The following is a 25382-nucleotide window of genomic DNA, read 5'->3' on the forward strand; positions in this document are numbered from 1 at the left end:
TAACTCATTTTTCTTGTAACTTAGTATCGGGCTTTCCGAACATTCTCCAATCTGATAAAATAAAAAACATGGAAAAACCTCCCAAGGAGTCTGCAACTCACCAACCGGTTTCAAAAAATCCTGGCCTGTCCCAAAAGGGGGAAGCTATAACTCCGCAAATAAGCGAGAGCTCAAATGAAATTGAAAGTTTGAAAAGAGAGCGCGATATCATTCTGACCCTTAGTAATGATATCACCAAGGTACGTAACAAGACTGATCTGATCAATGTATTTTCCTCCAGGATAAAAAAGCTGTTCTACTTCAGTCATATCACCATAACCCTTATTGATGAGAAAAGGGAACATTATTATCCTTTTCTTCTGGACCCTTCAGGGATTATCCAGGATCATCCATCCTACAAAAAACTTTCGGTCGCCAATTTCAACCTGCACGAACCGTATATTCAAAGTGTACTCAACAGTGATGAACCTGTTAGTTTTCTACTCGATGAAATTATAGATGACCCGAAGATTCCTCCATACATGAATATAAATTATGATGGTGGTATCCGCGAAATTCTGGTCACACCATTGACCACCAAAGAGGAAACGATAGGATTTATTAATATTTATGCCATCCAGGCCGGAAAATTCACCAACCAGCTCCGGCAGGTTATGATTGGCATTTCTCCTTTGCTTGCCAATATTGTCGCCCACATTATAACCAATGAGCAGATAGAACAACGGGAATTCACCAATAAAGTCCTGTTATCTCTGAGTAATGATCTGGCTACCTCGCGCAACCGAAAGGAAGTCGTCAAAGTACTAAACAATGGCCTTCGCAAACTATTTGAGTTTTCGCATAGCCTGATCACTGTCTCGGATGATGAGCGCAAAACATATTCTGCTTTTGCACTCGACACGGAATCCCGTTCTGAAGAAAAATCAAAATACATTAAAGCTATTGCTGAGCCAAATTCCATCGAAGATGGGATATACAACGTGGCCTCACACTCTTACCATGCTGTGGTATTTGATATGAAGGCCCAGGATTTGCGAAAAACCCCGCTCTGGTTCAGATTGAACTATGCAGTCGGTTCCAGGGAGATGTTAATAAAGATGCTTCCAAACGCAGATTTGAAAAAATTCGCACTTGTACTTTTCGCGGATGAAACGGGCACTTTTGATGATCGGGTTGTAGAAATTATTGAACGCATATCAAGTCCGCTTTCCGGTATAGTGAGAAATATATCTTCAAATGAAAATATCCAGAAAAAAGAGAAAGAAAAGGCATTTCTTTTGGATTTCGCTGAAGATATTGCTGCGGTGAGAAAAAAGGATGATTTAGAAGCGTCAATATCGAGTGTACTGGACCGCATGCTTGGCATCCGGCTTTCGATGATCCGCGTAATCGATGATGCGGGAGAACTGCTCGAGCCGTATATGTATGATGAGCGAATGTTTGGCAATGGCAATGAGGAATTCAAAAAACAGGCCTCGCAGAAAATCCCGGTCAGTGAAGTACTGAGCGCGAGGGTATTGCAACAAAAAGAGCCCGTAATTTTCAATATCGTAGAAGAAGAAGCAAAAGGCAATAATTCCCCTTACATTAAATTCTGGAAGAATGCCGGATTCAGTAATGCTTTCGGTGCGGCCTTGAGAGTAGGTAATAAAAATTTCGGTACGCTGTGGCTTATGATCGACGATATCAACATGACCTTGCTAAAAGGGCTGTGTGCCCAGATTTCAATCGCAATATCCAACATCCTGGCAAATGAAAAAATCTGGAACTATAAACAGAAACTGGAAATCGAGAATACACATCTTCATGAACAGATTCGCGGCCTATATAACTTTTCTGAAATTATTGGAGAAGGTGCAGCCATGCAAAATGTTTACCACATGATGTCAGCGGTCAGCGACTCGGCCACAACGGTACTTATACATGGGGAAACCGGCACAGGTAAAGAACTTATTGCCAGGGCCGTACACAATGCCTCTCCACGAAACAAAAAAATCATGATCAAGATAAATTGTGCGGCATTGCCGCCCCACTTAATTGAGAGTGAATTATTTGGACATGAAAAGGGCGCCTTTACCGGTGCATATGAAAAGAGGATCGGAAAATTTGAACTGGCACATGGCGGCACGTTATTTCTGGATGAAATCGGCGAACTTCCGTTGGAACTCCAGGTGAAAATGTTGAGGGTACTGCAGGAAAGAGAGTTTGAGCGGATTGGAGGAAAGGAAACATTGAAAGTTGACGTCAGGATTATTGCTGCCACCAACAGAAACCTTGCTGTAGAGGTAGGCGCTGGTAAATTTCGATCGGATCTGTTTTACAGATTAAACGTTTTTCCGATTACTTTACCCCCATTACGCGACCGCCGGGAAGATGTTGAACCCCTCACCCGATTCTTTATCACCAGATATAGTAAGAAAACAGGGATTGGAGTTAATTCGATATCTCCGAAAGCATTATCCGATCTGGAGAATTATTCCTGGCCAGGTAATATCAGAGAGCTGGAACACCTGATTGAGCGGAGTATTTTATTGTCAAGCAGCAGTACCATACAGTCAGTACATCTTCCCAAGGTAATTCCAGAAGATGCTATCGGGCATGAAGTTTATATGGGGCAGACCCTGGAGGAGATTGAGCGGTTCCACATCATTGAAATGCTCAAATCCTGCAAAGGCAAAATATCCGGTCCAACCGGAGCCGCTGAAGTCCTGGGGATCCCCCCTTCAACACTTCATTCCAAGATGAAAAAACTTGGAATTACCCGGGCGGATTATTTTCCGGTATAACATCCTAAATGTGAAGCGTATGTTAAACGCGATCAGAACATTTTATGACAAAAGTGATTACCAAAAGGATCACTTTGTTGTTTGGAAAGACTTGGCATTTCGTCAATTGAGAAATATCCGCGGTATTTCGTTTCAATAGAAAGCACGCAACAAAAACACAAACAACTGAAAAACAACACATTACAACAATAGGCATAGTTATTAGGGCAATGCTGTATCCTGCCAAATAGATGAGCAGGAGCAAACGCTAATAATATGATGTCAAACCAAAATGAACGGTTCAGGCCGGCATTGTCTGGGACAAGCCTATACGGCCCATTCAGCAGCCAGGAATCCCTCGATGAGGAATATAATGTCGAGAAGGCCGTAGCTGATTTCCCGGGATATATTAAATATTACCAGCAGGCCAGTGTTAGGGCCCGGAATGTTTTAACAAACAGGCAGATCCTGAAATTCGGACCAACCTCTGCAGAGCGCCTCACAATTTATCCGGGAGTCTCAGCTGAAGCTCCTGTTTTTTTATTCGTTCACGGCGGATACTGGAGGATGGGTGCAGCAGAAGATTTCGATTTCATTGCAACCGGTCCCCTTGAAGCGGGATTTACCGTGGTCGTAATCAATTATGAATTGGCTCCTAAAGTCACCATTCCAGAGATTATCCGTCAGGTAAGGGCCTCGATAGCCTGGACAGCCAATAATATCAAAAATTTTAATGGCAACGCAAAACAGCTATTTATTGGCGGACATTCAGCAGGAGCTCATCTTGCAGCAATGAGTTCGCTTACCAACTGGTCAGATTACGATCTAGCAGCCGATACGGTAAAGGGTGTTCTGGCGGTCAGCGGCTTATACGACCTGGAACCAGTCTCGCATAGTTTTATTCAACCAGCGATCAGAATAAGCGCAGATCAGATCCTTTACTCCAGCCCAATCCGGCTGATCAAACCAAGCGTGGTACCCATTACGGTAAGCTGGGGATCCCTGGAAACCAGGGCTTTCAGGTTACAATCGGATAACTACCTGAACACCTGGCGCAGCGCAGGAAACCTTGGCCTTTCTTTGATTGTGGAAGGCGCCGACCACTTCAGTATCCTTAAGGAGTTTGAAACCAAAAACGGCCTGCTGACCAGTGCGCTCACTGGACTACTTCAAAACCTATAAACCGGCACAACAACAAAGTTATTAATATTTTAAAATTAGACTAAAATGAAAAAACAATGGCCAGTGCTATCTTATGAAAAAGGCAGGAAAACTTACGATACCCTTCAGCTTTTCACCCAGATGGCAGGCAAAATTAAACTTGCAACCATGCCCTGGGCAAACCACTCCTGGAACGTTACCCTGCATATTACCACAAGTGGATTTACAACCCAGACAATGCCCTATGGGGATATGAATTTTCAGATTGATTTCGATCTGATCGAGCACATGCTCAAGATTTCTACCAGTAAAGGTGATCTGAGTCAACTCAGTCTGGAAAATACCTCAGTTGCAGGATTTTATAATACCTTATTTACCGCGTTAAAAGAGCTTGGTATAGAGATCGATATTATGACATTACCTTCCGAAATTGTGGATCCGATACCTTTTGAGCTTGACGAACTGCATAACACTTATGAGCGCGAGCATGCAAGCGCCTTTCATCTTGCGCTTCTTCAGATTCAGGAAGTTTTTATGATTCACCGCAGCAGCTTCAGCGGCAAAAGTAGCCCCATCCATTTTTTCTGGGGGGGATTTGATCTCTCGCTGGCATATTTCTCCGGAAAGCGTGCTCCGCATCATCCTGGAAAAATGGTGGGCATGCCTGACTGGGTACTACAGGATGCTTATTCCCATGAAGTCAGGGACGCAGGTTTCTGGTCTGGAAATGATGGCCTGCCTGAAGCGGCCTTCTATTGTTATCTCTATCCTGAACCAGATGGATATAAAACCGGAAAAGTGGAACCTTACGAAGCCTACTACCACCAAACACTGGGAGAGTACATACTTCCATACTCCGCTGTCCAGGAGTCTGAAGATCCTCAGGAGAAACTATTGGCCTTTCTGAATAGTACCTATCAGATAGGTGCAACCCTAGCAGGATGGGATCCTGACTTTACAGTCCCGGTTCCAAAAGCCTAAGCCAAAAAAACAGCAATTCAATAACGCTGATCCACAGGCAGAATCTAAGCGTTACCTTTATAAAACTGAAGGCAAAAAGAATGGCAATTTCCATAAACAGAAATTGCCATTTTTTTTTGTGCAGCACATCCAATACGATCAGGCAGCTTCTAGAAAAATTATACCTAATATTCTGAAAATATCTCATGCTCGTAACACCATAACCAACGCTCACCACTTTCGGCAGAGCTGACTGTAGGATGGCCGGAATGATGAAAGTGAGCGGTCATGTGCTGGTTTGGAGAAGAGTCACAGCATAGCGTTACCCCACAAGTCTGACAGGTCCTTAAGTGAAGCCATCTTCCTCCGATCTTCGCACACGCTTCACATACGTGCGAGCTTGCCTGTTTTAAAATTTTGATCTTTTCTATATCCGTACAGATAGTTTGGTTTTCCATGGCATTGCTTTGTTAATAGTTTATAAATAATAGGTATATATGATTTTCATGACAATATTTAATATTCCATGAGCTTTAAATGTAAGCTTACTTACCAAAAGATATAAGGGTGCTGGCTGATTGTTTTTCATAATAATTCATCTTAACATGCCGCTGATAATTCAAAGCGCAGACCAAAGACACAACAAACTGATTAAAAGATACTTACACACACCCAACAACCCTTATGAGTACTATATATCGTCAAAGCTCCTTTTTGGCAGTCGATATATAGCGAAGGGGTACCTTACCTCTTTTACAAACAGAATAACCTCCAATGCAACTGACCTATCTCAAAGGTTATCAAACAATCCCAGATTGTCAGTTGTCAAGTGAATTAACCAGCTGGACCATTTCAAAATCGGAACCTTGGACCAATTTACCCTAATCCAGGTCAGGTAATTTTGCAGGAGCATCGCTGATGGTGCCTTAAAAATTTTATTATGAAAAAAATCGCCTTAGGAATAAGCCTGCTGTTAGCAGGATTTTCATTAACATCTAAAGCCCAGCACTCGGACCCTACCAAGACCATAACCCAATCACCACTCGCGGTAGTATTCAGTAAAACATTAAAGACCGACAAAATTGATAATCAGGAAATCAGGCTAGTGCTGGTAAAATTTGCACCAGGTGAAATCTCAGGTGCGCACAGACATCCGATACCTGCAATCGCTTACGTATTGGAGGGGGAGATTGAATCGACCTTTGACGGAAAAGTAAAACGCTTTAAAAAAGGAGAATCTTTCTATGAAGACCCTAATCTTTTACACGCAGCCACCAAAAACATGAGCAAAACCAAACCTGCGGCACTTTTGGTATATTTCATCGGGGACCCGAAGAAACCATTCATCACTACTGATCATAAATAGCCATGTTGGTCATCTATGGCATAACAACCTGCCGTCAAACCCAGAAAGCTTTGGCCTGGCTGAGGAAAAACAATATAGATTTCATTTTCCATGACTACAAAAAAATAGGCATCACCGAAGATAAGCTCTCGGAATGAGACAATAAAGTAGGCTATGATATATTTTTTAACAAAAAGGGATCAGCATACAAACAACTGGATAGTAAGGCAAAAGAGGGGCTTAAAAAGAAAGCCGATATACTTGCCATGCTTCACAGCAATCCCCTGCTCATCAAAAGACCGGCAATAGAGGACGGAGATTTCCTATATTTTGGATTTGACGAGACCAGTTGCGAAAATCACTTTTTCCATCAACCCTAATAAAGATAAAATATGAAAATTCTTATCATAGGTTCGACCGGTTTTGTCGGATCAAAAATTGTGATTGAAGCACTATCCAGAGGCCATCAAATCACCGCCATCGCCAGAAACCCTGAAAAACTACCTGTTTCTCCCTTATTGAACACAATTAATGTAGATATTTTCCAGACCGAAGCACTAGCCCAGGCAATCGCAGGTCATGATGCGGTGATCAGTGCCTATAACCCAGGGTGGGGAAATCCTGATATCTATAACCTTTTTCTGAAAGGTTCATCTTCGATCCAGGAGGCCGTTAAAAAATCCGGGGTCAGGCGCCTACTCATCATAGGAGGAGCCGGAAGTTTGTTTATTGGCGGAAAACAGATTGTGGATCTGGAAGGATTCCCAGCTGAAATTAGACCAGGGGCAACTGCTGCCAGGGAATACCTGAACATCATAAAAACAGAGCAAGATCTGGATTGGACAGTTCTAAGCCCACCAGGAATTCTTGAACCCGGGGAAAGGACAGGAAAATTCAGAATCGGTCTGGATGAGCCGGTACGTGATGAGCAAGGCAAAAGTGCCATTTCCATTGAGGATTTAGTGGTGGCATTACTGGATGAGCTCGAAAAGGGAAACCATATCAGACAACGCTTTACCGTAGCCTATTAAAATCCTGCGATGGGCCGGTTGGCCCATCGCAGGATTTCCTTAAAGAATGTAGAAAACTATCAGCGCCAGGTTGATTATAAGGCCCAGGTAAAATAAGCTTACTGTTGTCCTTATCCCAGCCCCTCCCATATTGGCGATCAGGTTTGCGAAAAAATTAATGATAGTTATGGCAAGTACTAAAACCGGAGCCCCAAAATAGCCTATCAATATGGCGGGCGAAGCCAGGAAAAGAACGCCGTGGATCATTAATGCCAGAAAAAACCACAGAAGGCGGTTTTCATTCTGTTTGTCCAAATGCGAAATATAACTTATGTACAGATCACCGGCCAGGTTACTGTTTACCCTTGAGACAGACTTGCTGCCTGAAATTGATTTTGCTTCCATATCAGTTTAGTTTAATTGTAACGATTGAGGTCCAAATTCCTCGTAGTGGATATTGGAGGCATTGACCCCCAATTGTAAAAGATCATTGTACTGTTTTTCGATGAACGGTTTTGGACCACAGAGATAAAAGTCAGCATCAGCATTGATTCCCTTTTTTAGTTGTTTTAATTCTACCCAGCCTGAATAATGGTCACCGGTAACCTGACCGTCAGCTGAATTGTAAAATATATATTTTTTAAGGGCCTGATCCTGATTGGTCCAGTGAGATACCTGTTTATTGAATGCATGTGCCTCCGGGGTTTTACTTCCGTGAATCCAGACCTTTTCCCTCATCGATCCTGAATTGATCAACTGTTCCATCATCGCTATCAAGGGTGTCTGACCTACCCCCCCACTGATAAAAACAGCAGGACGATCACTATCCTTGAGGGTAAAGACGCCTGAAGGCGAGGACACATCAACCAGATCTCCTTCTGAAATATCATCATGAAAATAATTACTGATCATGCCATTCAGATTCGGATCCGATGATAGCTCTTTTTTAACAGAAATCCTGTAGTACTTCCCGTTCGGTGCGGTTGAGATACTATACTGCCTTGGCTGAAAAAGATTTAACTTGGGCAGAAAAACCTTTACACTGATATATTGACCAGGCTTATGTTCTGCAACCGCCCCACCATCTGCAGGATAGAGATAAAATGATGTGATTTCTGTCGATTCTATGATTTTTGATTTTACCAGAAAAGGCCTCCATCCCGACCAGCCGCCAACCTGGCCAATCTTATCCCGATACAATGACGCCTCATGACCAGACATCAGGTCAGCGAGCTGAAAGTAGGCCACTTCCCAAGCTTTCAGCAGCTTGGCTGTAGCGCCAGATCCAACCACTTCGGCGATTGCGGCAAGCAGGTGTTCGCCGACAATCAGGTAATGCTCAGGCCGGATACTTAAACTCACATGCTTATGGCCTATACCATCAACCACAGGCATTAGCACCGCAGGGTTATCAATATTGTCTGCGTAAGCTAAAACTGCCATGGCCAGCGCAGTCTGCTGTTTTCCGTTTTGCTGGTTTCCCATGTTGAATACATTCTTGAGCTCAGGATTATGCTTAAACATCCTCTTGTAAAAATGATCGGTGAGGGCTACCCCATTCTCCCTAAGAAAAGGAACTGTTGCTTTAACCAGGGATTTTTGTTCTTGAGTTATCATATTATATATATTAATATCTTTTTATCTTTTATTAACCGCTGAATTTTGTACTTGACAAACAAAAGTATAAGTAAAAAGCATAATAAAAGACAAAAAAGTATTTTATTATGCTTGATGACACTACCGTGATCTTATACCCGAACTTGTAGATAAATCGCTTAAAAAATTGGTCTAATCCTCATCACCTTTTAACCATACATCTTTGTAAAGATCAGGATGGGATTTAAACAGGCTAGCAACGTAATGACACTCGGGAATCACTTTCATCTTGTTTTTTCTTGCATACGCTACCATTTGGTCAAATAATTTTCTCGCGTAGCCTTTTCCCTGCTGGTCCTCATTTACCAGCGTATGTACCGAAGTAAGCACATCTCCGTCGACCTGAACGGCAATTTCACCGGTTCTCTTTCCATCAACATAGAGGCCGAAAGACTGATCCCCATTCTGGTTAGATTCAAATTTTATGTCAGTCATTTTTCTGTGTTATTGATAAAGGTAAATTGAATCATAGCGCTCGAGGTCGCTCACCCAACCGGAAATATAGGATTGAACCGCATCAAGGTCTGGCAGGTTTTCATACTTTCCGCATGCGCCGAAGACGATCAGGCCGAGCGCGATGCTTTGCGGTAAACTGTGACCGAACAAAAGGCCTGCACTATAACCGGAAATAAAATTGACCCTGGCATTATTGCCAAGCTCAACTTCGGCATTTTCAACCTTTCTGGACAAGATGAACTGTTCCTCATGTGAAATCAAGATAGCGCTACTGGTGGAATATATAAGCAGGCGGGATACCCCTATTGTATTGTAGATTGAGAAATACTTCAGTTTGAGCTCAACGACTGTCTGCGTAGACAGATTAAGTTCCGGTCCTACGCCGTTCAATTGTTTCCAGAGGTTAAAAGCTTCACGCTCGTCCAGGGCTAAGGTTACGCTTCCAGCACCGGAGAATCCGGCCATTACCTCAAGTGCCTGGCCAACATCAAACCGATCTTTTTTTGATGCGTCCCCCAGGTAGAATATGAATTCGATACCTGGATTTTCAGTTGGTAAAAAAACCTTCGACAGAAGTTCCGGCCACAGCTTGGCAGCGTCTTTAAAATCAGTCCAGTCATCAAAGGCAACTGTCCGGCATTTGGCGAATATTTCCTTGAGCATAGCGGTGAGCTGGACATTGTGCAGGTAATCTTCAGGGCGCAGATCTTCATTCCAGAATATTTCGTTTCCAAGCTGATTCAATGCTGTTATGTCATAACCACCGAACAGGGTAAGGCTCCTGATCCCGAAGGCATGGATAATTTCTGGCAAAATATATTCACGCATCCCAAGTGCATTATTTTTCAACCCCATATTCAATGGATTTGCATAATCTTCCTGGAGAGGCATTTTGAGGTAAACCTTTTCAGTGGGTTCATTGCTACTGAATTTTAACTGTAAATCCCGAAGAATCGGGCTGGGATTCGTAATCTCCAAATTAAATGTCTTCATAATATCTATCAGTGTTTATACCAAAGTAGCAAGACAACATAAATACCACAAAGCTATACAACTGAATACAAAGGCTTTACATATAAATAATCTAAATAGGTAAGGCGATATATCGTTATTAACTACTCATACGCGCGAAATACAAAGAGATAATAGCCCACCATTTTGGAATTGGAAAGAAAAAGAAATCCGGCCCTAATATATTTGATTTATGTATTTTTGTGGATGATCCCAGTGATAACATTAAATGGTCTTTACGAGCAAATTGGATTAAAACATCCAGATTCGATATTTTCCGGAAGTTTCAATCTGATCAGGGTTGAAGACCTTCCCAACAATACTAAATATCCGGGTTACACCAGGAGGGAATTTTTCAAAATCAGTCTGGTAAGGGGAAAGAGCCGGATTGAATATCCTGACGTCAAATTTAAAATTAACGAACGGGCCCTTGTTTTCACCAACCCCATGCTGCCCTACAAATGGGAAAAGGAAACACCGGACCAGCATGGTTATGTCTCGCTGTTTACCTCCGGTTTTTTAAAGCGGTTCGGTTCAGTAACAGACTTCGTCTCTTTTAAAGATATCCAGTATAGCGTGATAGAACTGACCGAACATCAGTATACCCTATTCGAAGATATTTTCATACGTATAAAGGATGAACTTGAGGAGAGCTACTTGCAAAAGTATGAGCTTATAGCCTGCATGATGATGGAAATTATCCACCATTCCAACAAAATTACAGGCTACGCGGATCAATCAGCTGCCGCATTGAGTCCTTCCGAAAGAATTGTATCGATTTTCCTCGATCACCTGGAACGTGATTTCCTTTCTGCGCAGTCCAGCCAGCGAATCAGGCATGCCTCCCCTTCAGAATATGCCCAAAGGATAGGGGTCCATGTCAATCATCTAAACAAAGTCCTAAAGCAGCTTACCGGTTTTAGCACTTCAGTGCTCATCGCCCAAAGAATACTTCAAGAGGCAAGCTATCTTCTGGGTAATACCCCAAAGTCGATAAAAGAAATTTCCTGGATCCTGGGATTTGAGGAGTCGAACCATTTTTCTTCCTTTTTCAAAAAGTACAGTAAGCAAAGCCCCACTGAATTTCGAAAACCCAACGATGATTGATTTTTATACCTGAATGATTCGATACTATATCCCTTCCGGAGATAAAAGTATCGAACTTTGTAATAAAAAAAATATGTGGACTAAAAATGATATTCCCGACTTATCGGGAAAAACAGCAGTTGTCACCGGCGCAAACAGCGGTATTGGTTTTGAAATTGCGCATGCGCTTTTTGAGAAAGGAGCCAATGTGGTTATCGGATCCAGAAATAGGGATAATGGTGAAAAAGCGATCAGGGAACTGGAAAAAAGAGGTGGGAAAGGAAACCTGCACCTTGAAATCTTAAACCTTGCCAACTTGAGTGAGGTGAGTCAGTTTGCACAAAATATAGGCAGCAGATACGATCATATAGATATATTGTTTAATAATGCCGGAGTTATGGTCCCACCGGAATCAAAAACGGATGATGGATTTGAAATGCAATTCGGAGTTAACTTTCTGGGCCATTTTACCCTGACCGGTCAGTTATACCCATTGATAAAATCAGGTAATGGCGGAAGGATTGTCAATCTGAGCAGCGGCGCGTTTAAGTCCGTGGAAAGTGTTGATTATGACAACCTGAGACTTGAAAAAGCTTATAATCCCTACCGGGAATATGCAGTCAGTAAACTGGCAAACCTTCAGTTCATGAGCCACCTGCAGCTTCTGGCAGATTCAAAGGGAGACGCTATACTTTCACTTGGGGCACATCCAGGTGTTACGGACACCCCCTTATCCAGATTTATGGCCAAGAGCGATTATGATGCGGCGTTACAACAGTTTGGCCAGCTTATGCCAGCCTGGCAAGGCGCTTTACCAGCGCTTTATGCCGGAATTTCTAAAGAGGTCGCGGGCGGGGAATATTTTGGTCCGGATGGAAAAGACGAACTTCGAGGCTATCCCGCAAAGGCGCAAATCACCGCAGCGGTAACCGACCAGAAACAGGGAGCATTATTATGGGAATATGCAACGCAGCAAACAGGAATTTCTTTCCCGTAAATACAACGTAATCTAAAGGTAACCATCCGTTACCTTTAGTTTACATTTTTTTTATCCTAGTAATTTACTGATCTATAGGTTTACCAACACACCATCATCCGTAGTAACATGCTTAAGTATACGGGGATTGGAAGTATAGATCAATGGTTACTACATAGAAGAGTTTGGTTTTAATAATGATGCTATTCGCTGATCCCTATCTTTTAGGTGATAACTGGCCATCTTATCGCCAGCTCTTGGGATAACTTTTTTAATTTCTGTTCTTAGCCTGTCCAGATCTACCCTTACAACAGAGTAGAAATCGCTTTCTGTGGCTTCACCTTGCTTGGTTGTCATCATGCCGATAATATTTTCAAAGCATGCTTTTTGAAGGTTCCTTCTGTACCGATCCAGTTTCAGCGTTTTTGCAGACCCAAATTCAGACCAGATGTTATGATGCAAAATACTACATAGTTCTCTAAAGACATTGCTTTTGAACCGAAGCGGGCAATCATTGCGTCCATTTTATTTAATTTAGCTACGTCAAACAAAGAATTCAACACCCTGGTTTGGGTGTCAGAGATGAAGTCCGGCTCAGCCGGTGGCGCAACCCGGTCCAATACTTTTTTTTAGATAAACTTTAATTTAGGATGGATTCTGTAACGCTCTTAAACCTGATTTGTGTTTGCAATGAACATTAGTATTCTATATTCCGGTTTCCAAAATCCGTCACAAACTCCTAGATGTTTTCATAAAAATTGTCCAAGATAAACTCATCAAACTCTTCAATAAATTTACCACATCTTTCAACAATCAACTTTTTACCTACTCGTTTGAAATTTACTATTGCAGTATCAATATTCATTGTCTCATTAAAATGGATTACATTAACGTGGTGAATTTTTTTGGTAATCATCCTTGGTAGTCCATATTCCTCCAATTCGAGTACAACACCAGGCATAAAAGCATTTGAGCATTTTGTAATGAAAGGCGTGATATCAATAAAATCCAAAGGATTAATAATTCTGTTTAGCACATTAAAATCATGGAGGTAGCTTGCAAAGGAATGGCAAACCTTTTTTTCGAGTGTAAAGAAATCCTCGATTCCAATTTCATCTGGCTCGAGCTCCTTTAACAAATTACTAATTGATGTTGTCCATTGTTTTGAAAGCACCTGAATATATTTTCTGGCGTCCTTATATTGTTTACCCTCTCTGTCTTCAGCCCACCTGATTGATTGTGCATTTAAAAAAATAAGTTTTCCAAGTATATAGTCCCATTTTTCCGGTTTAGCAGCATGCAGCATTTTAAGACTTTTATACTCACCATAATTATCCTTTAATTCAACGGCAATTTTATAGACAAGTTCCTCATTACTTGTATTAAGCTGATTATGTAAACGAAGGCTTTTATATACACCGGTCCCAAGGATAGCATCAATTTTTTCAATGAAAGTTTCTGATTTAGCCTGCTGATCATTGGTGACACCAGAAAGATAGTTGCTATCAGTGATTCCACTAATCAGTGAGCCGTCGATTTCAATATTGAGTTGGATACTATCTTGTTCTCTAGTCTTGGGCTCTACAAGCTCGTAAACATTTCCAATAAAATGACGGAACATTCTTCCTGCCCTACCTTTAATGTTCCTGTAAGAAAGTGGAGTCAGGTTTTGATTGGCCTTTCCGCTTTTGAACGACCAAACAATCACATTTTTAGCAGAAGTGTTCACTCCTTCTATTAAAGACGATGTAGAAATGATGGTATCCAGCCCACTTTCCTGATCATCAAATAGAAGCACCTGCAACTGGGTAATAGACCGGTGTAGCCTTCCATTATGAATTCCAATTCCCCTTAATATCAGATCAGATAGTGTCCATGTCGGATGATAATTTTTTTTGAGCCATTCTGAGAACAGCAAAATCTGCCGTTGATTTCTTATGATATATTTCTCCAGAAACAATTCTCTCAATATGTCGATCTCTTTAAAGAGAGCAGCATAAACGAGATTTTTATCTTTCTGACAAATCTTTAACAGATGAGTTTTCTTTTTTTCCAGATCGTCATTTATCTCCTTGTATAACTTGTGGCTCTTTAGTACTACGGTATTAAAATCCAACTTTCTTACCGTAACCATGCCTTTTGTAAATGGATTCTGCTTGATCGTAGAAATATTTGGTGCCAAAAAATACTTCTGTTTTGCCTTATGGTCTAACCTTATCAGTGCCTGCTGCAATTTAGATGCGCGCTCACTATCATTTTCTTTACTGATTTTGTAAAACTCATCAATAATCAAGAGGTCTATCTCCTCTATTATCTCGACATACATTACAGCACGTTCCTGGGGAAAAACGAATATATTTCGCTCGCCCAAAGTAATATTGGGCGTCGTGATAATTTTGTAACTATGGGAAAACTTTTTATTTAGCCTTTTCCGTGTTTCATCAGTTAAGGAGATCGTCGGAACGATTATAACAACATTTTTAGGTGATTTTTGAGCTATGAAAGCATCAATAATAAAACTCTTGCCAAAGCTTGTGGGTGCACTTAGCGCAATATTTTCACCATTTATCAATCGTCGTAAAACATCGGACTGTTCGATGTGAATAGCCTGACGTTCGCCGCCGGTATCTACCTTGAACATCTCTTTTGCAAAACGGTCGCTCCAGTTGGACGTCTTTTCATCAATATACTGATAAAGGCCTACTTCCCTGATCAGCGTATTGATAAGTTCGTCATAAATTCCATTTGAGTCCTTGATATTCTGAAGAAGTGAAATCGTACTATCCCTCGCCTTAGCGAGTTGATTGTTATTGATGAGTTTATAAATATTCTTGCACTCAATGAATGTATCCATTAGCCCTTGGATTTAAAATGTTCAACTTCGTTCAGAAATTCACTGATAATTGATTTTTTGTCCGGCACAGGAAAAAAAATAAAGTGCAGCTTTATCTTTTCAAAATTAATGACAGGAATATTCTTTCCATCATCCTTGCTAGCTTTTGAATGGATCTTCTTATGAAACTGGGATGCACGCTTTCTTTGATAGTCCAATACCTGCTGAATATACTCCTCACACATTTCCTTGAAACTACCTGTTATCTTACATTCGTGGAGGAAAAGAATTGGCACATTAAGCCTTGCCTTTATTGGGTCTATTGATGCTTCATCATCCAAAATTCTGATTACCTTTTCATAAAGATCCGTGTTGTCCTTCAAATAAGATTTCAGGTCGCTACTACTTGAAATGATTCTATTCTCGTTGACAATTGCAGACTTCTCCAAAGATGTCAATACTGATTCGATGATTTTGGGCAATCGATTATCCTCTATGCTATTATAAAATTTTGCCTCACCATGCCAAATTGTAAAATCACCATGTTTATCTGCAACTAGGTGTATACTATCAGCACCTTTTGCATTATCCTGGGCATTTTGTTTATTAAAAATCTTGGGGACAACTGGAAGTGCTCCATAATGATGATGCATGATGCCATATAATATAATCTCAGCCAATTCGCTCCCCTCCGTATCCTGATCTCCGTTTGTTCGGTCTAGTAACCTAAGTTTCTTTGCAGCTGCAATTAATGCGGAATAGCTCCCATCGACTAATTTGTCACGCTCATTCTTTGAGAGTGCGGTTAAAGCGATGTTATTCCAAATAAAGTTCAGAAATTTTTGCTTTTGCCAGACCTCATCAGAATAATCATTGAGAATACTCAACACCTCCCTCCCATCGACAAGCGAAACGTCAATTTCTGGGCAAAAACTACCTAAAGTACCATGAAAGGCAATGTCAAACTTATCTAGTGTACTACTCATCAAGAACTAAAAACTAAAGGAGAAGTCCTCAACAGCTAAAATTGATATTGCATTCTCCTTGTAAAGGAAGTTATGTGAAGATATATAAAAGGGTCTTTTAAATAGAGTGATGAGCATAATGTTAATTTAAACGCAAAATAGGAATACTTATATTAAAAACAAATAATCCTTCAATTATAATTAAATAGCAAGATTAGAATCTAGTTGATGACAAGAAATTAAAATAGTTAGAGCTCCTCAACATTATTTAAAGACTGTGTATTTCACTGAAAAAGAGTCTTCCCCAATCATATCTTTGAAATCAGTAAGACATTGATTAAAAAAATGCCCGGCCAAATGACCGGGCATCCAAACAAACCCAAAAACAAACCAACCTATTTCTTTTTCTTGCTTTCGCTCACCTCAACCCTCAGACTTTGAGCCAGTAATTTAGCCTTTTGCATCGCCAGGCGAAGCCGGGTCCCAGCCGCCTGATTTCCCTTTTCAAAAAATTTCAGGGCATCTTCCTCTGCCCCCAAAACTAATCCCTTCAACGAATCAAATGTTTTCATAACCTTCATTTTAAAATTTAACAAATTAATTAACCTCGCTAACAAACCAGGCTAGCCCATCCTCATCTCGCCGTTTTTATCAACACTGAGCTGGCTACCGCGAACCGAGATCAGTTCCACGCCATAGCGGCTTTCAAATTCAGCCTGCTTTAACAGCAACCAACCCACGTCACGTGATAAATTACCCATCTCTGCTACCACCACCATATCCAGCCTTCGGTTAGACTCTTTTAGTATATCTTCTAAAATCTTCCAGGACATGCCCCGCTCCCCCTGCTCAGAAAGCACCAGATTCAGCTTGATCCCATGCTTCTGGCAGAAATTGTAGATTTGCTCAGCCTGCCTGTCCAGGTCACGCATATCACCGGAGCGCCCGATCCTGGCATACCCAACCGCCAACAACCCTTTTCCTTCTTCTTTCATGAACCAACTTCATTGAACCGAAACCAAAACAGAAAAACACAATTAGCCGCCTATTCCCATGCCAGCTTCCTGCACTTTTTCCTTGCTTTTTGATTTATCCTGACCTGTGTCCAGCACGCTCGCCAAAGCTTCCTTGGTCATGAACTGCTCGCGTTTTTCCATCTTGCCGTCCGGTGTATAAAAGTTAAGTTTATTATACCTGGGAACAGCTTCCAGCAGTAGCTTTACCGCCTGTCCATCCTTTTCCACGCTCACCAGCGGTGTCATCCCGTTACGCAGCTCCACTTCCAGCTTTTCACGTTTTTCCGGAACAGCGAGTTCTTTGATCTTATAGCTATCGAGCACCTTGGAGAGATCAAAACCATATTGGGGAACATGATATTGCTGCAGGTTGAAATTACCATTGGCACCAGCACCTTTATCCATATCAAATTTTACCCAGGCCGCATATACCTCACCCGAGGTAAAATTCACCAGATCATTACGAAAAACTGAATGCCCCTGGATCATCTGTGCAGTTTGCTGCACGGTAAAACCCTTTCCCCTTTCCGGCCAGATGGTCTGCGATGCGGGCTTACCATAAAAAGTACTCCTGAAAGACTTGGCTACATAGTTTACCTTACCGGCTTCCATCGTTGCAACAGTCACTTTACTTGCGGCATTTTTGCCGATTGCCAGCTCAGCATCCCCGTCCCTTTTTTTGAGGGCCTCCACAGCATCAGTTACCAGGTTAAAAGTCTTTACCGAATTGCCTTTACCTGACGCATTGGGAGAAATAATCAGATAATGCTGATCCTGCTCTAAGGGTTTGCCCAAGTTATGCGAAACAGTAAAGCGGTTCAGATAATAAAAATCCGACTGCCTGGATTTTTGAAAATGAAACTCCACATCCACCTGCCCTTTAATGGCTGCAAGCGGCTCATGTAGTTTAAACGGGGCTGAGCCCAATTTCATCTGCTCCTCCATTTTTGAAATGGTCTGCTCAGATGCCCCCAGACGAAGCATTTCGTCCTTACGGTCTTCTAAATTGTTTAAATTCATAGTTCTTGTATTTAAATCTTGTTTAGGATTATTGATTAATATTTTTAGCGAACTGATCATATCCCCCACAGGAACCGCCAGATGCCAGTTAAAAATCTGCTGATACCGCTTTTCAAAGGCAAAAGCTTCCGCTGCGTCAGTAAAGCAATTGAAATCAAACACAGTGCAAAGCGGCTGATCACTATCATAGACCACCCAGTCGCACCCGGCGGAAACCTGCTCCTGAAGAAATTCCAGTAGCTCATCAGCCAGCCCCACTTTTTCGATCAGTTTTACCATAATAGCCTTATTTTCTAGCGGCTTATTTCCAGCTGTTTATCATTACCTATATCCTGGCCAAATAGCGATACTTCCTTTACGGATGCAACCTGATTCGGGACCAACTGCGATTTTAACTTATCAAAAGCAATCTCTTTTTTATTCGCATCAAAGAATTCCAGCCGGTTTTCAAAAGGTCCAGCACGGATATAGAACTTATCTTTCCCGGTCATCGAAATCGCTACCATACTACCACTTTCCAGCTCCCGTAACACGGTATCGCTACTGATGGCATAACATTCAAGCGCGATCGCATGATCCAGCAACTGCTTTTTCAAATCAAAACCAGCCATAACGTTACTGGAAACCAGCAGCGAAAGTTCAGCATGCCCTGGCTGCTGCTCCAGTTTTACCCAACTCTGCTCCCACTGCCCATCTAGCCCCTGATTACTTTTCAATATTGACCCACCGTGCAGCAGCTTAAGTGCCTGCGATAAGTTAAGTCTGCTTTCTGCAGAAAAAAAACACTCCCGCACATTACCATCAATGGCCATCAGCCTCGCCTGAAAACCGGTAAAGCGATACTGTCCTAAGCCTTCCTTCAAAAAAGAAGCCTCCACTGCCAGTTTTTCCCCTGTGGAAATACCCCTAAGCATTTCAAGCGAAACACCTTGCCGCTCATAATCCAGCTTTACTGATAAATCAGCTGCAAGGCCGCCTAACCCTTGCTCAGAAAGCTGCTGGGAAAGCGATACAATATTTTCTTCCTTGCGGATGCCAAACCCGCGTAAATGCAGCGGCCCATCCAAAACCCTTTCCTTAAGCGCAATCAAAAACCTTAAAACGGGACTGGGATAAAGTACCTTGCGCAGCTTTAAAACGATAACCTTAAGCACCTGGATATAGAGCCGCTCCTGTTCATTCGCTTTCGCCGAAACCCTAAAAAGCCCTTTTAAAAAAAACGAATATTTGAGCTCCTGCATTTTCCGCGCATCCAGCGAGGTGCCCATCACACGCTCCAGTTCCTTTCGACGCTGCTCCCAGGCCACATACAGCTGCTCAGCCCTGTTTATCCCTGGATCCATCGTTAACGTAGCTTTAATTTATTGTCACGCAAAAGCACCGCCTGACCGCCACGCAACTTAACTTTTACCTTGCGTAGCTTTTTAGAAAGCATCGATTTCGCCGCATCAATCCCAGCGCCCGCCACCTGGGTTGCCAGTGAGCCATCGAAATTATTTAGCGAAAGATCACCAATGGCGTTATCAGCTCCATCATTTACCGAACTGGCGAGTACTGCTTCAGGTGCATCCAGTCCCAACATCCCATCATAACTGTAAACCGATAAATCGGCTGGAATAATCGCATTACCCAAACGGATTTGCTTTATATCCAATAGAACTCTTTGGTTGGTAATCCTGCAGGCTCCAAAAAGCTCATGGCCTTTAGGAACCAGCACCCCATTTACGCGCAAAGTATCTAGCAGCAATAGCTTGATTGTAGCTCCCTGAACCACTTTCTTATCTGATGCGATCACTGCCGGGATCGCTTTGAACAGGCTATCAGTGTTCACCTTGCGAACAATCTCCATACGCTGTTTTACCAGGTCAGGGTGCTGTATATCAATAATGCTCTGCATAACGGTATTCAGCTGCTTCATTTCCGGATCTTCGCCAGCATTCTTATTCTCCTGCATTGCTTTCATCAGTGCTTCAAGCCTGTCCACATCATTTTTCATATCCGAAGATCCGGCTCCATAACCAGTGGCCATACCCAAACGTCCTCCACCTATAGGAGCAGAAACCGCTGCAGGTTTATTAATTTCCGTGTTCAGCGCATCCAGACGCATCGATATTTCACGTTCCTGCCCAGCATCTGCACTACCAAATCCCAAATTTCCGGCCATCCTTTCCAGTGAAGCAGAACGGCTGGCCGCTGAATCCTTCCCGGCCTGTTCATAAAAACCCATTTTATCGGCAGGCTGCGCCTTTTTAATACTCGCATCCGGCAATGAAAAATTTACGCCAGTGCCCTTCACCACAGATGTACCTGAATCATCACCTCTAAATCCGCCGAGCATAAAAAATGCGATAGTCAATACCGCAACCGCGAGTAGTGGCAAAAAAATCAGCAGCACTTTTTTCCTGTTTACCTTTGTTCTATTTTCCATAATGATTGTTTAATTAAAAAATAAATAATCTAAAACCAGCCCGAAAGAGCGCCTAACAACAGATACAGGCAGTAAGCACCGAATGTCCCTACAAAGCAGACCAATATCGCCAGCCAACCCCGCGAGGAAATGCCCCGGGTCCTGGTATTCAGATAATTCGCCAGCTGCCTTTGAAGGGCAAGTATTTTTGCAGCTATCCTGAAAGACACCTCCTCGTTCCGATTGTGAAAAGGCTTTTTCCCGGTTGTCCTATTGATCAGCCAGCTCATAAATCCACCTTTTGTTTATTTACCGCATCCCTGTTCTCTAAAATCTCCCAGCCCCGGATTAAAAAACCATGCGGGTTATTATCGGTCTGGTTCTTCAGGTCATCCACCACGCCCTGACTAATGAGTTTCCTATAAACCGTTGAAGAAGACCGCACCAATTTCTGGGTTGCAAAACACCTGAAAGGATAGGGAAAACGGTCAACATCCAGCTGTATGCTGTCTACCACGATTTCCTGGGAGATATTCGCAGCAATCAAATTATTGTAATAGCCATTCTCCTGAAAATTATCGTACTGTTTTTTAGCGGATTCATCTGCCAGGTAAAGTGCCCTGGTCACACTGGCCTTAATCGCCTTATCATCTGGTGAGAGCGAAAAAAAATACTGATGAAAGGTTCGGATATGGTCACGGAGTTCTACCGGCAGATTACTTTTCCGATCAGAAGCCAGCGCCGTCAATACCTTACCATTATAAAGGATATAGATACGCTGGTCCTTTAAATTGAAAAATGCATAATATTTATAGATCGCAAAGCAGCTTATACTGACGCAGGCCAGGATCAGAAAGAAACTGAACAGTCTGATATGCTTAAAAGCGGTATCGATATTTTTAAATTGGGTGAACATAAAAATAAAATCAAAGGGTTAACACTTAACAACTCCATTATCCAGGGGCCAGCCCCGCGGCTACTTTCCTTCGATCCGCTGTTGCTGATGAGGATTATCAGGAAAATAGTCCCCCTGGGCTCCTGAAGAAAAACTTTGCTTTAAATTCCGGTAACCATCTCCCAAAGCATCCGCTGCCATTCCCCCACCTGCCCTGCCCGCCTGCATCCCAGCTCTACTACTGGAAGAGACAATAGAATTCACCTTTTGCAGGATCGTATTTCCTCCTCCGGCATGCACCACGTAATTGGCTATATTAGGGACACAGAAATAACCTACAATGCCAATAATTAGAAATATGAGATAAGCGGTATCTAAACTGGAAAAGAAAGTATCTCCCTGCTGCTCAATCTGGGAAAGATCCAGGCGCAACATATTTTCCTGTATCTTGCCCAGGATGCTGGAAAATATATTGCAAATCGGGAGCCACAAGAATATATTCACGTACCGGGCGATCCAAACTGTTAGCGTATTCTGGAATCCATCAAAGACCGCAAATCCAAATACCAGAGGCCCCAGTATCGCCAGTACGATCAAAAAGAAGGTTCGGACAGTGTTGATACATAACGCAGCAGCAGCATAACATATTTCGAGTACCTCGCTCATCCATTGTTTGATGGAATTGCGAAAATTGTAAGAGGCTTTGGCGACATTAAACTCCAGCCCATGACCCAGTTCATCCAAAAAACCTTCCTTTTCACGGTCAGGGTCATCCGGATAAGCATATTTATACCATTTATCAACATTACCACTACCACTTTCCCCAACGTACATTTGCCAGAATTTACTCTTTTTGATCGCCGCTTCCTTCATTTTCAAGAGCCGCTCAATTGCTTTATTACTATCCGCCACCATTGCATTGGTCGATGAAACTGTTGGCTGCAATACCCCATTCATCATCCCCAGTACTGCGGGAAAAAGCATCACAGCCATCCCCAATGCAAAAGGCCGCAACAAGGGATAAAAATCCACCGCTTCGGCAGCGGCCAACTGCCGCCATACCCTAGCCGCGATGTACCACAATGCTCCAAAACCGGCCAGCCCCCTACCAACGTTTATCATCCCGGAACAAAGTGGCAGCATCTCACTATACACCTTATCCAATATAGGCTGCAAACCTGAAATACTCTGCGCCGCACTCTGGGCAAAAGATCCACATGGTAATAGCAGCACTGATACCCCAAAAATCACTGATAAAAAAATCTTATTTTTCATAGCTAATAGCATTAACCACCCACCAAAAAATCAATGTCCAAATACATCCGAAAGGCCTTTGATATCATCCCTTTCCCTTCTGCGCTGTAAATCCAGCATGCCAGCCTGATCATTAAATGCCCGCAAAAACTGCAATTTATCCTCGGTATCGGCAAAGATCCTATCAATTGCCGCAAGCCTTTCCTGATCACTCATGCGCAAAGTCAATGCGGTAATTACCATCAGCAGTTCATCCAGGTTATCTTTACTCAGCTCAAAAAGCTGTCCATACACGCTGGAGAGATAAGCGATATCGGAATCCGAAAAATTACCCGATGCTTTAAAGCGCCTGAAAGCAGCCTTATATTCTGCCAGGATTTTCCCCTGGTCATTAATAATGTCAGCCACCCTGTGGTATTTTTTCACTTCCGGACTCACCAGCATCATCCCATCCAGAAATACCTCATGCAGGGAAAAATTACCCTGTGCGATATCCTTGACCGCCTTATAACCCTTAGAAACCAGCGTGTAGCCTTTTTTCATGTCCGATAAAATGTTTTTTAGCTGGCTTAACTTTTCAACATTTAACAGCAATTGTTGCACTTCAGTGGACTGAGAATAGCAGCGGGCACACGAAACGCCCAAAAGCCCCACCATCAAAAATATAGTCACCAAAAACTTTCTGCTAATCAATTCCATAAAGCTTCCTCCCGATTAAAATATCCAGACCATCCCTTTCTCTGTCCCGTACCAAGCGCGATACCCCAAGTAGAAAGTCTGCGGTAAAAGCAGCTTTATCCTGCATGGATAGATAGAGCGCATCTATACGCCTGATCCGTTCAGATTCAGACATTTCCAGCCTGCCAGAGCTCACCACCATCAGCAGCGATTCCAGGTCTTTCCCACATTCAGCCATGATCCCAGCCTTCACATCCAGGATATAGAGCTGATCAGGGGCCGAGAGCAGCGCCTCCCACCTGAATTCTGCGAAAGCCTTAGCCATACCGATTTGATAACTAATGATCTGCGCCACTTTGATGTTGTTCCTCACCAAAGGGCTCACCGCTTTAAGGGAAGAAATAAAGGTATCATGAAGCGAAAACTCACCATGAGTAATATCCTTGATCGTGCCTAAACCTCCATCCACCAGTTCGTAGCCTTTTTTGGCATAACCGATATACAACTGCAAAGCCGCGATTTGCTCCAACAGGTATTTTTTCTGCGTTTTTTTCTGGCTAAAAAACTCTCCCCAGGTCTGCGCTTTTGCGGTTCCACCGATAAGCGACATCAACACCACAGCCAAACCGGCCATAAAAACCATCACCTTAAATCTGGCCCCTTTTCCAAAAAGCGCCCAACCACAACCAAAATTTCTATTCATCGATTCCATAAATCTCTTTGAGTTTTGCGCTTTCCTCCATCGAAGAAGCACGTTGTATACTTAATACTGCATTTCCCCTGTTAAAGGATTTCAGGTCAGAATAATTGACATCCATCTGCTGGGATGCTTTGGCAATAATCTCCAGCCGCTCCGCATCGCTCATCTGGGTTTTAAAAGAATTCACCACGAGCAGCAACTGATCCAGGTTTTTGATGCTCTCATCCAGGATCCCTGAATACACCTTTTGCATATAATCCAGCTCTGAAGGCTCAAAATGAGAATCCTTTTTAAACAGGTTCCAGGCCCATTTGTATTCATCTACTATGGCAATCTGCTTTGTCGTCAGGTCTTTTACCTTTTTATAATATGCAATCGCTGATTTGATTTTCCAGAGTTCTTCATAATACTCTTTGTACAATTCCTTCTGCCTTTTCGTCCAGTCTGCAATCTCCCCAAGTTTCAGTTTGGACAGCTGATTTTCCAAAACCTTTTGCGCATTCTGCAGCCAGATCGTTTCATTCTGCAATCGCTGGATCTTCAAGTCCACTGCCTTGATCACCTTTTTAACCCCTGCTTTGATCACTTCCACTACTGCGATCTGTGCGTCTGCCCCTTTTGGCAGGCCAACGATCAATGTCATTGTACTCACCGGCAGGATTACCATATACTGCTTCATACATCCCAAAATTTTAGTCCATAGCTTCCCTGGCCAGGCCAATAGCCCAGCATTTAATCCCAATTCCATCATGTTATATGTAGTTTATAAACTTGACACCTGTTGACCAAGAATGGCCTGTACTGATCTTACATTATCTTACGAAACTCCCTGGTTCCCAGAACCAGCATTCCGGAGTCTGGAAAAAAGCGAACTATTTTACTTCTGCTAGGTATCTGAAGAGATTCGCTCTCTTTATCCCAGATCCCGTAATAATTCGATGTTTGATGCTCCAGTTTCCCAACCTTACCTGATTCAAAACGTCTGAAAGCACTCTTTCGAATAATTTTAAAAATACCAACCTCTTTATTCACTTCCGTGATCACCCGCGTATCTGAAGATTCGCTATATTCCCCCCTGACAAAGCTCACATAAGTACCCGGTATAAAGGAAACCACATCATTACGGCTACAAGCACCAATCAGGCTTATCCCGATAAAAAAATGAAGCAATTTTGTTTTCATGATATT

At 42.5% G+C, this 25382-nt stretch carries 27 protein-coding genes; 8 read left to right on the plus strand and 19 right to left on the minus strand.

Annotated features, from left to right (window positions below; all coding sequences use genetic code 11):
- Positions 1-68 precede the first annotated feature (68 nt).
- From DRW42_RS29085 to DRW42_RS13475, 3 genes are all read left to right on the plus strand, one after another.
- Complete coding sequence (locus DRW42_RS29085) at positions 69-2786, plus strand: sigma 54-interacting transcriptional regulator (protein ID WP_208643560.1); 2718 nt, start codon at positions 69-71, stop codon at positions 2784-2786.
- A 255-nt stretch (positions 2787-3041) separates the two neighbouring features.
- Complete coding sequence (locus DRW42_RS13470; RefSeq protein ID WP_113949339.1) at positions 3042-3947, plus strand: alpha/beta hydrolase; 906 nt, start codon at positions 3042-3044, stop codon at positions 3945-3947.
- Between the two features lie 45 nt (positions 3948-3992).
- Positions 3993-4907 (plus strand): DUF5996 family protein, encoded by a 915-nt coding sequence (locus tag DRW42_RS13475; protein ID WP_113949340.1) that lies wholly within the window; start codon positions 3993-3995, stop codon positions 4905-4907.
- A 164-nt stretch (positions 4908-5071) separates the two neighbouring features.
- Here the strand turns inward: DRW42_RS13475 and DRW42_RS13480 are convergent, their stop codons facing one another.
- Complete coding sequence (locus DRW42_RS13480) at positions 5072-5344, minus strand: UBP-type zinc finger domain-containing protein (RefSeq protein WP_113949341.1); 273 nt, start codon at positions 5342-5344, stop codon at positions 5072-5074.
- A gap of 482 nt (positions 5345-5826) precedes the next feature.
- Here DRW42_RS13480 and DRW42_RS13485 point away from each other — a divergent pair, with 482 nt between their 5' ends.
- The 3 genes from DRW42_RS13485 to DRW42_RS13495 all read left to right on the plus strand — a co-directional run bounded on the left by DRW42_RS13485 (position 5827) and on the right by DRW42_RS13495 (position 7262).
- Positions 5827-6252 (plus strand): cupin domain-containing protein, encoded by a 426-nt coding sequence (locus tag DRW42_RS13485; RefSeq protein ID WP_113949342.1) that lies wholly within the window; start codon positions 5827-5829, stop codon positions 6250-6252.
- A gap of 158 nt (positions 6253-6410) precedes the next feature.
- Positions 6411-6611, plus strand: coding sequence for an ArsC/Spx/MgsR family protein (locus tag DRW42_RS29500; protein ID WP_113949343.1), 201 nt, complete (start codon positions 6411-6413; stop codon positions 6609-6611).
- 12 nt (positions 6612-6623) lie between these two features.
- Positions 6624-7262: an NAD(P)-dependent oxidoreductase gene (locus tag DRW42_RS13495; RefSeq protein WP_113949344.1), complete on the plus strand. Its 639-nt coding sequence runs from the start codon at positions 6624-6626 to the stop codon at positions 7260-7262.
- Positions 7263-7301: 39 nt separating this feature from the next.
- On the opposite strand, the gene DRW42_RS13500 is transcribed toward DRW42_RS13495, so the two are convergent.
- The 4 genes from DRW42_RS13500 to DRW42_RS13515 form a co-directional block, all read right to left on the minus strand.
- Positions 7302-7646, minus strand: coding sequence for a hypothetical protein (locus tag DRW42_RS13500; RefSeq protein WP_113949345.1), 345 nt, complete (start codon positions 7644-7646; stop codon positions 7302-7304).
- Positions 7647-7652: 6 nt separating this feature from the next.
- Positions 7653-8858 (minus strand): NO-inducible flavohemoprotein, encoded by a 1206-nt coding sequence (gene hmpA, locus DRW42_RS13505; protein ID WP_113949346.1) that lies wholly within the window; start codon positions 8856-8858, stop codon positions 7653-7655.
- A 171-nt stretch (positions 8859-9029) separates the two neighbouring features.
- Complete coding sequence (locus DRW42_RS13510; RefSeq protein ID WP_113949347.1) at positions 9030-9332, minus strand: GNAT family N-acetyltransferase; 303 nt, start codon at positions 9330-9332, stop codon at positions 9030-9032.
- A gap of 9 nt (positions 9333-9341) precedes the next feature.
- Positions 9342-10346: a hypothetical protein gene (locus tag DRW42_RS13515; protein WP_113949348.1), complete on the minus strand. Its 1005-nt coding sequence runs from the start codon at positions 10344-10346 to the stop codon at positions 9342-9344.
- A 171-nt stretch (positions 10347-10517) separates the two neighbouring features.
- Between DRW42_RS13515 and DRW42_RS13520 the strand changes: the two genes are divergently transcribed.
- On the plus strand, positions 10518-11471 hold the full coding sequence (locus tag DRW42_RS13520) for a helix-turn-helix domain-containing protein (RefSeq protein WP_147243743.1): 954 nt from the start codon (positions 10518-10520) through the stop codon (positions 11469-11471).
- Positions 11472-11544: 73 nt separating this feature from the next.
- Positions 11545-12447 carry an oxidoreductase gene (locus DRW42_RS13525; RefSeq protein ID WP_113949350.1) on the plus strand — a complete coding sequence of 301 codons (903 nt, stop codon included), beginning with the start codon at positions 11545-11547 and terminating at the stop codon, positions 12445-12447.
- A gap of 150 nt (positions 12448-12597) precedes the next feature.
- Here the strand turns inward: DRW42_RS13525 and DRW42_RS28590 are convergent, their stop codons facing one another.
- The 14 genes from DRW42_RS28590 to DRW42_RS13595 form a co-directional block, all read right to left on the minus strand.
- A complete protein-coding gene (locus DRW42_RS28590) occupies positions 12598-12786 on the minus strand; it encodes a hypothetical protein (RefSeq protein ID WP_147243744.1) in 189 nt (62 codons plus the stop codon).
- A gap of 379 nt (positions 12787-13165) precedes the next feature.
- On the minus strand, positions 13166-15280 hold the full coding sequence (locus DRW42_RS13535) for a DEAD/DEAH box helicase (protein ID WP_113949352.1): 2115 nt from the start codon (positions 15278-15280) through the stop codon (positions 13166-13168).
- On the minus strand, positions 15280-16245 hold the full coding sequence (locus DRW42_RS13540) for a HamA C-terminal domain-containing protein (protein ID WP_113949353.1): 966 nt from the start codon (positions 16243-16245) through the stop codon (positions 15280-15282). Before DRW42_RS13540 ends, DRW42_RS13535 begins: the two co-directional genes overlap by 1 nt.
- Positions 16246-16619: 374 nt before the next feature.
- Positions 16620-16796, minus strand: coding sequence for a histone H1 (locus DRW42_RS13545; RefSeq protein WP_113949411.1), 177 nt, complete (start codon positions 16794-16796; stop codon positions 16620-16622).
- Between the two features lie 51 nt (positions 16797-16847).
- Positions 16848-17219: a recombinase family protein gene (locus DRW42_RS13550; protein WP_113949354.1), complete on the minus strand. Its 372-nt coding sequence runs from the start codon at positions 17217-17219 to the stop codon at positions 16848-16850.
- A 42-nt stretch (positions 17220-17261) separates the two neighbouring features.
- Positions 17262-18539 (minus strand): hypothetical protein, encoded by a 1278-nt coding sequence (locus DRW42_RS13555; RefSeq protein ID WP_113949355.1) that lies wholly within the window; start codon positions 18537-18539, stop codon positions 17262-17264.
- A gap of 14 nt (positions 18540-18553) precedes the next feature.
- Complete coding sequence (locus DRW42_RS13560) at positions 18554-19603, minus strand: hypothetical protein (protein ID WP_113949356.1); 1050 nt, start codon at positions 19601-19603, stop codon at positions 18554-18556.
- 2 nt (positions 19604-19605) lie between these two features.
- Positions 19606-20688 carry a conjugative transposon protein TraM gene (gene traM / locus DRW42_RS13565; protein ID WP_113949357.1) on the minus strand — a complete coding sequence of 361 codons (1083 nt, stop codon included), beginning with the start codon at positions 20686-20688 and terminating at the stop codon, positions 19606-19608.
- 265 nt (positions 20689-20953) lie between these two features.
- Entirely contained in the window at positions 20954-21583 is a 630-nt protein-coding gene (traK, locus tag DRW42_RS13570) for a conjugative transposon protein TraK (protein WP_113949358.1), read from the minus strand.
- Positions 21584-21643: 60 nt separating this feature from the next.
- A complete protein-coding gene (gene traJ, locus DRW42_RS13575; RefSeq protein ID WP_113949412.1) occupies positions 21644-22837 on the minus strand; it encodes a conjugative transposon protein TraJ in 1194 nt (397 codons plus the stop codon).
- A 30-nt stretch (positions 22838-22867) separates the two neighbouring features.
- A complete protein-coding gene (locus tag DRW42_RS13580; RefSeq protein ID WP_482811915.1) occupies positions 22868-23515 on the minus strand; it encodes a TerB family tellurite resistance protein in 648 nt (215 codons plus the stop codon).
- Positions 23502-24197, minus strand: coding sequence for a hypothetical protein (locus DRW42_RS13585; RefSeq protein ID WP_113949359.1), 696 nt, complete (start codon positions 24195-24197; stop codon positions 23502-23504). The genes DRW42_RS13580 and DRW42_RS13585 overlap by 14 nt, the downstream gene beginning before the upstream one ends.
- Positions 24190-24873 (minus strand): conjugal transfer protein TraI, encoded by a 684-nt coding sequence (locus tag DRW42_RS13590; RefSeq protein ID WP_113949414.1) that lies wholly within the window; start codon positions 24871-24873, stop codon positions 24190-24192. Before DRW42_RS13590 ends, DRW42_RS13585 begins: the two co-directional genes overlap by 8 nt.
- 128 nt (positions 24874-25001) lie before the next feature.
- Positions 25002-25376: a hypothetical protein gene (locus DRW42_RS13595; RefSeq protein WP_113949360.1), complete on the minus strand. Its 375-nt coding sequence runs from the start codon at positions 25374-25376 to the stop codon at positions 25002-25004.
- Positions 25377-25382: the final 6 nt, after the last annotated feature.

The sequence above is a fragment of the Pedobacter miscanthi genome, from assembly GCF_003315595.1.
GTDB lineage: Bacteria > Bacteroidota > Bacteroidia > Sphingobacteriales > Sphingobacteriaceae > Pedobacter > Pedobacter miscanthi.

Coding starts and splice junctions, on each gene's coding strand:
- DRW42_RS29085 (WP_208643560.1), top strand. CDS start 69: ATGGAAAAACCTCCCAAGGAGTCTGCAACTCACCAACCGGTTTCAAAA.
- DRW42_RS13470 (WP_113949339.1), top strand. CDS start 3,042: ATGATGTCAAACCAAAATGAACGGTTCAGGCCGGCATTGTCTGGGACA.
- DRW42_RS13475 (WP_113949340.1), top strand. CDS start 3,993: ATGAAAAAACAATGGCCAGTGCTATCTTATGAAAAAGGCAGGAAAACT.
- DRW42_RS13480 (WP_113949341.1), bottom strand. CDS start 5,344: ATGGAAAACCAAACTATCTGTACGGATATAGAAAAGATCAAAATTTTA.
- DRW42_RS13485 (WP_113949342.1), top strand. CDS start 5,827: ATGAAAAAAATCGCCTTAGGAATAAGCCTGCTGTTAGCAGGATTTTCA.
- DRW42_RS13495 (WP_113949344.1), top strand. CDS start 6,624: ATGAAAATTCTTATCATAGGTTCGACCGGTTTTGTCGGATCAAAAATT.
- DRW42_RS13500 (WP_113949345.1), bottom strand. CDS start 7,646: ATGGAAGCAAAATCAATTTCAGGCAGCAAGTCTGTCTCAAGGGTAAAC.
- hmpA (WP_113949346.1), bottom strand. CDS start 8,858: ATGATAACTCAAGAACAAAAATCCCTGGTTAAAGCAACAGTTCCTTTT.
- DRW42_RS13510 (WP_113949347.1), bottom strand. CDS start 9,332: ATGACTGACATAAAATTTGAATCTAACCAGAATGGGGATCAGTCTTTC.
- DRW42_RS13515 (WP_113949348.1), bottom strand. CDS start 10,346: ATGAAGACATTTAATTTGGAGATTACGAATCCCAGCCCGATTCTTCGG.
- DRW42_RS13525 (WP_113949350.1), top strand. CDS start 11,545: ATGTGGACTAAAAATGATATTCCCGACTTATCGGGAAAAACAGCAGTT.
- DRW42_RS28590 (WP_147243744.1), bottom strand. CDS start 12,786: ATGATGACAACCAAGCAAGGTGAAGCCACAGAAAGCGATTTCTACTCT.
- DRW42_RS13535 (WP_113949352.1), bottom strand. CDS start 15,280: ATGGATACATTCATTGAGTGCAAGAATATTTATAAACTCATCAATAAC.
- DRW42_RS13540 (WP_113949353.1), bottom strand. CDS start 16,245: ATGAGTAGTACACTAGATAAGTTTGACATTGCCTTTCATGGTACTTTA.
- DRW42_RS13545 (WP_113949411.1), bottom strand. CDS start 16,796: ATGAAAACATTTGATTCGTTGAAGGGATTAGTTTTGGGGGCAGAGGAA.
- DRW42_RS13550 (WP_113949354.1), bottom strand. CDS start 17,219: ATGAAAGAAGAAGGAAAAGGGTTGTTGGCGGTTGGGTATGCCAGGATC.
- DRW42_RS13555 (WP_113949355.1), bottom strand. CDS start 18,539: ATGGTAAAACTGATCGAAAAAGTGGGGCTGGCTGATGAGCTACTGGAA.
- DRW42_RS13560 (WP_113949356.1), bottom strand. CDS start 19,603: ATGGATCCAGGGATAAACAGGGCTGAGCAGCTGTATGTGGCCTGGGAG.
- traM (WP_113949357.1), bottom strand. CDS start 20,688: ATGGAAAATAGAACAAAGGTAAACAGGAAAAAAGTGCTGCTGATTTTT.
- traK (WP_113949358.1), bottom strand. CDS start 21,583: ATGTTCACCCAATTTAAAAATATCGATACCGCTTTTAAGCATATCAGA.
- traJ (WP_113949412.1), bottom strand. CDS start 22,837: ATGAAAAATAAGATTTTTTTATCAGTGATTTTTGGGGTATCAGTGCTG.
- DRW42_RS13580 (WP_482811915.1), bottom strand. CDS start 23,515: ATGGAATTGATTAGCAGAAAGTTTTTGGTGACTATATTTTTGATGGTG.
- DRW42_RS13585 (WP_113949359.1), bottom strand. CDS start 24,197: ATGAATAGAAATTTTGGTTGTGGTTGGGCGCTTTTTGGAAAAGGGGCC.
- DRW42_RS13590 (WP_113949414.1), bottom strand. CDS start 24,873: ATGAAGCAGTATATGGTAATCCTGCCGGTGAGTACAATGACATTGATC.
- DRW42_RS13595 (WP_113949360.1), bottom strand. CDS start 25,376: ATGAAAACAAAATTGCTTCATTTTTTTATCGGGATAAGCCTGATTGGT.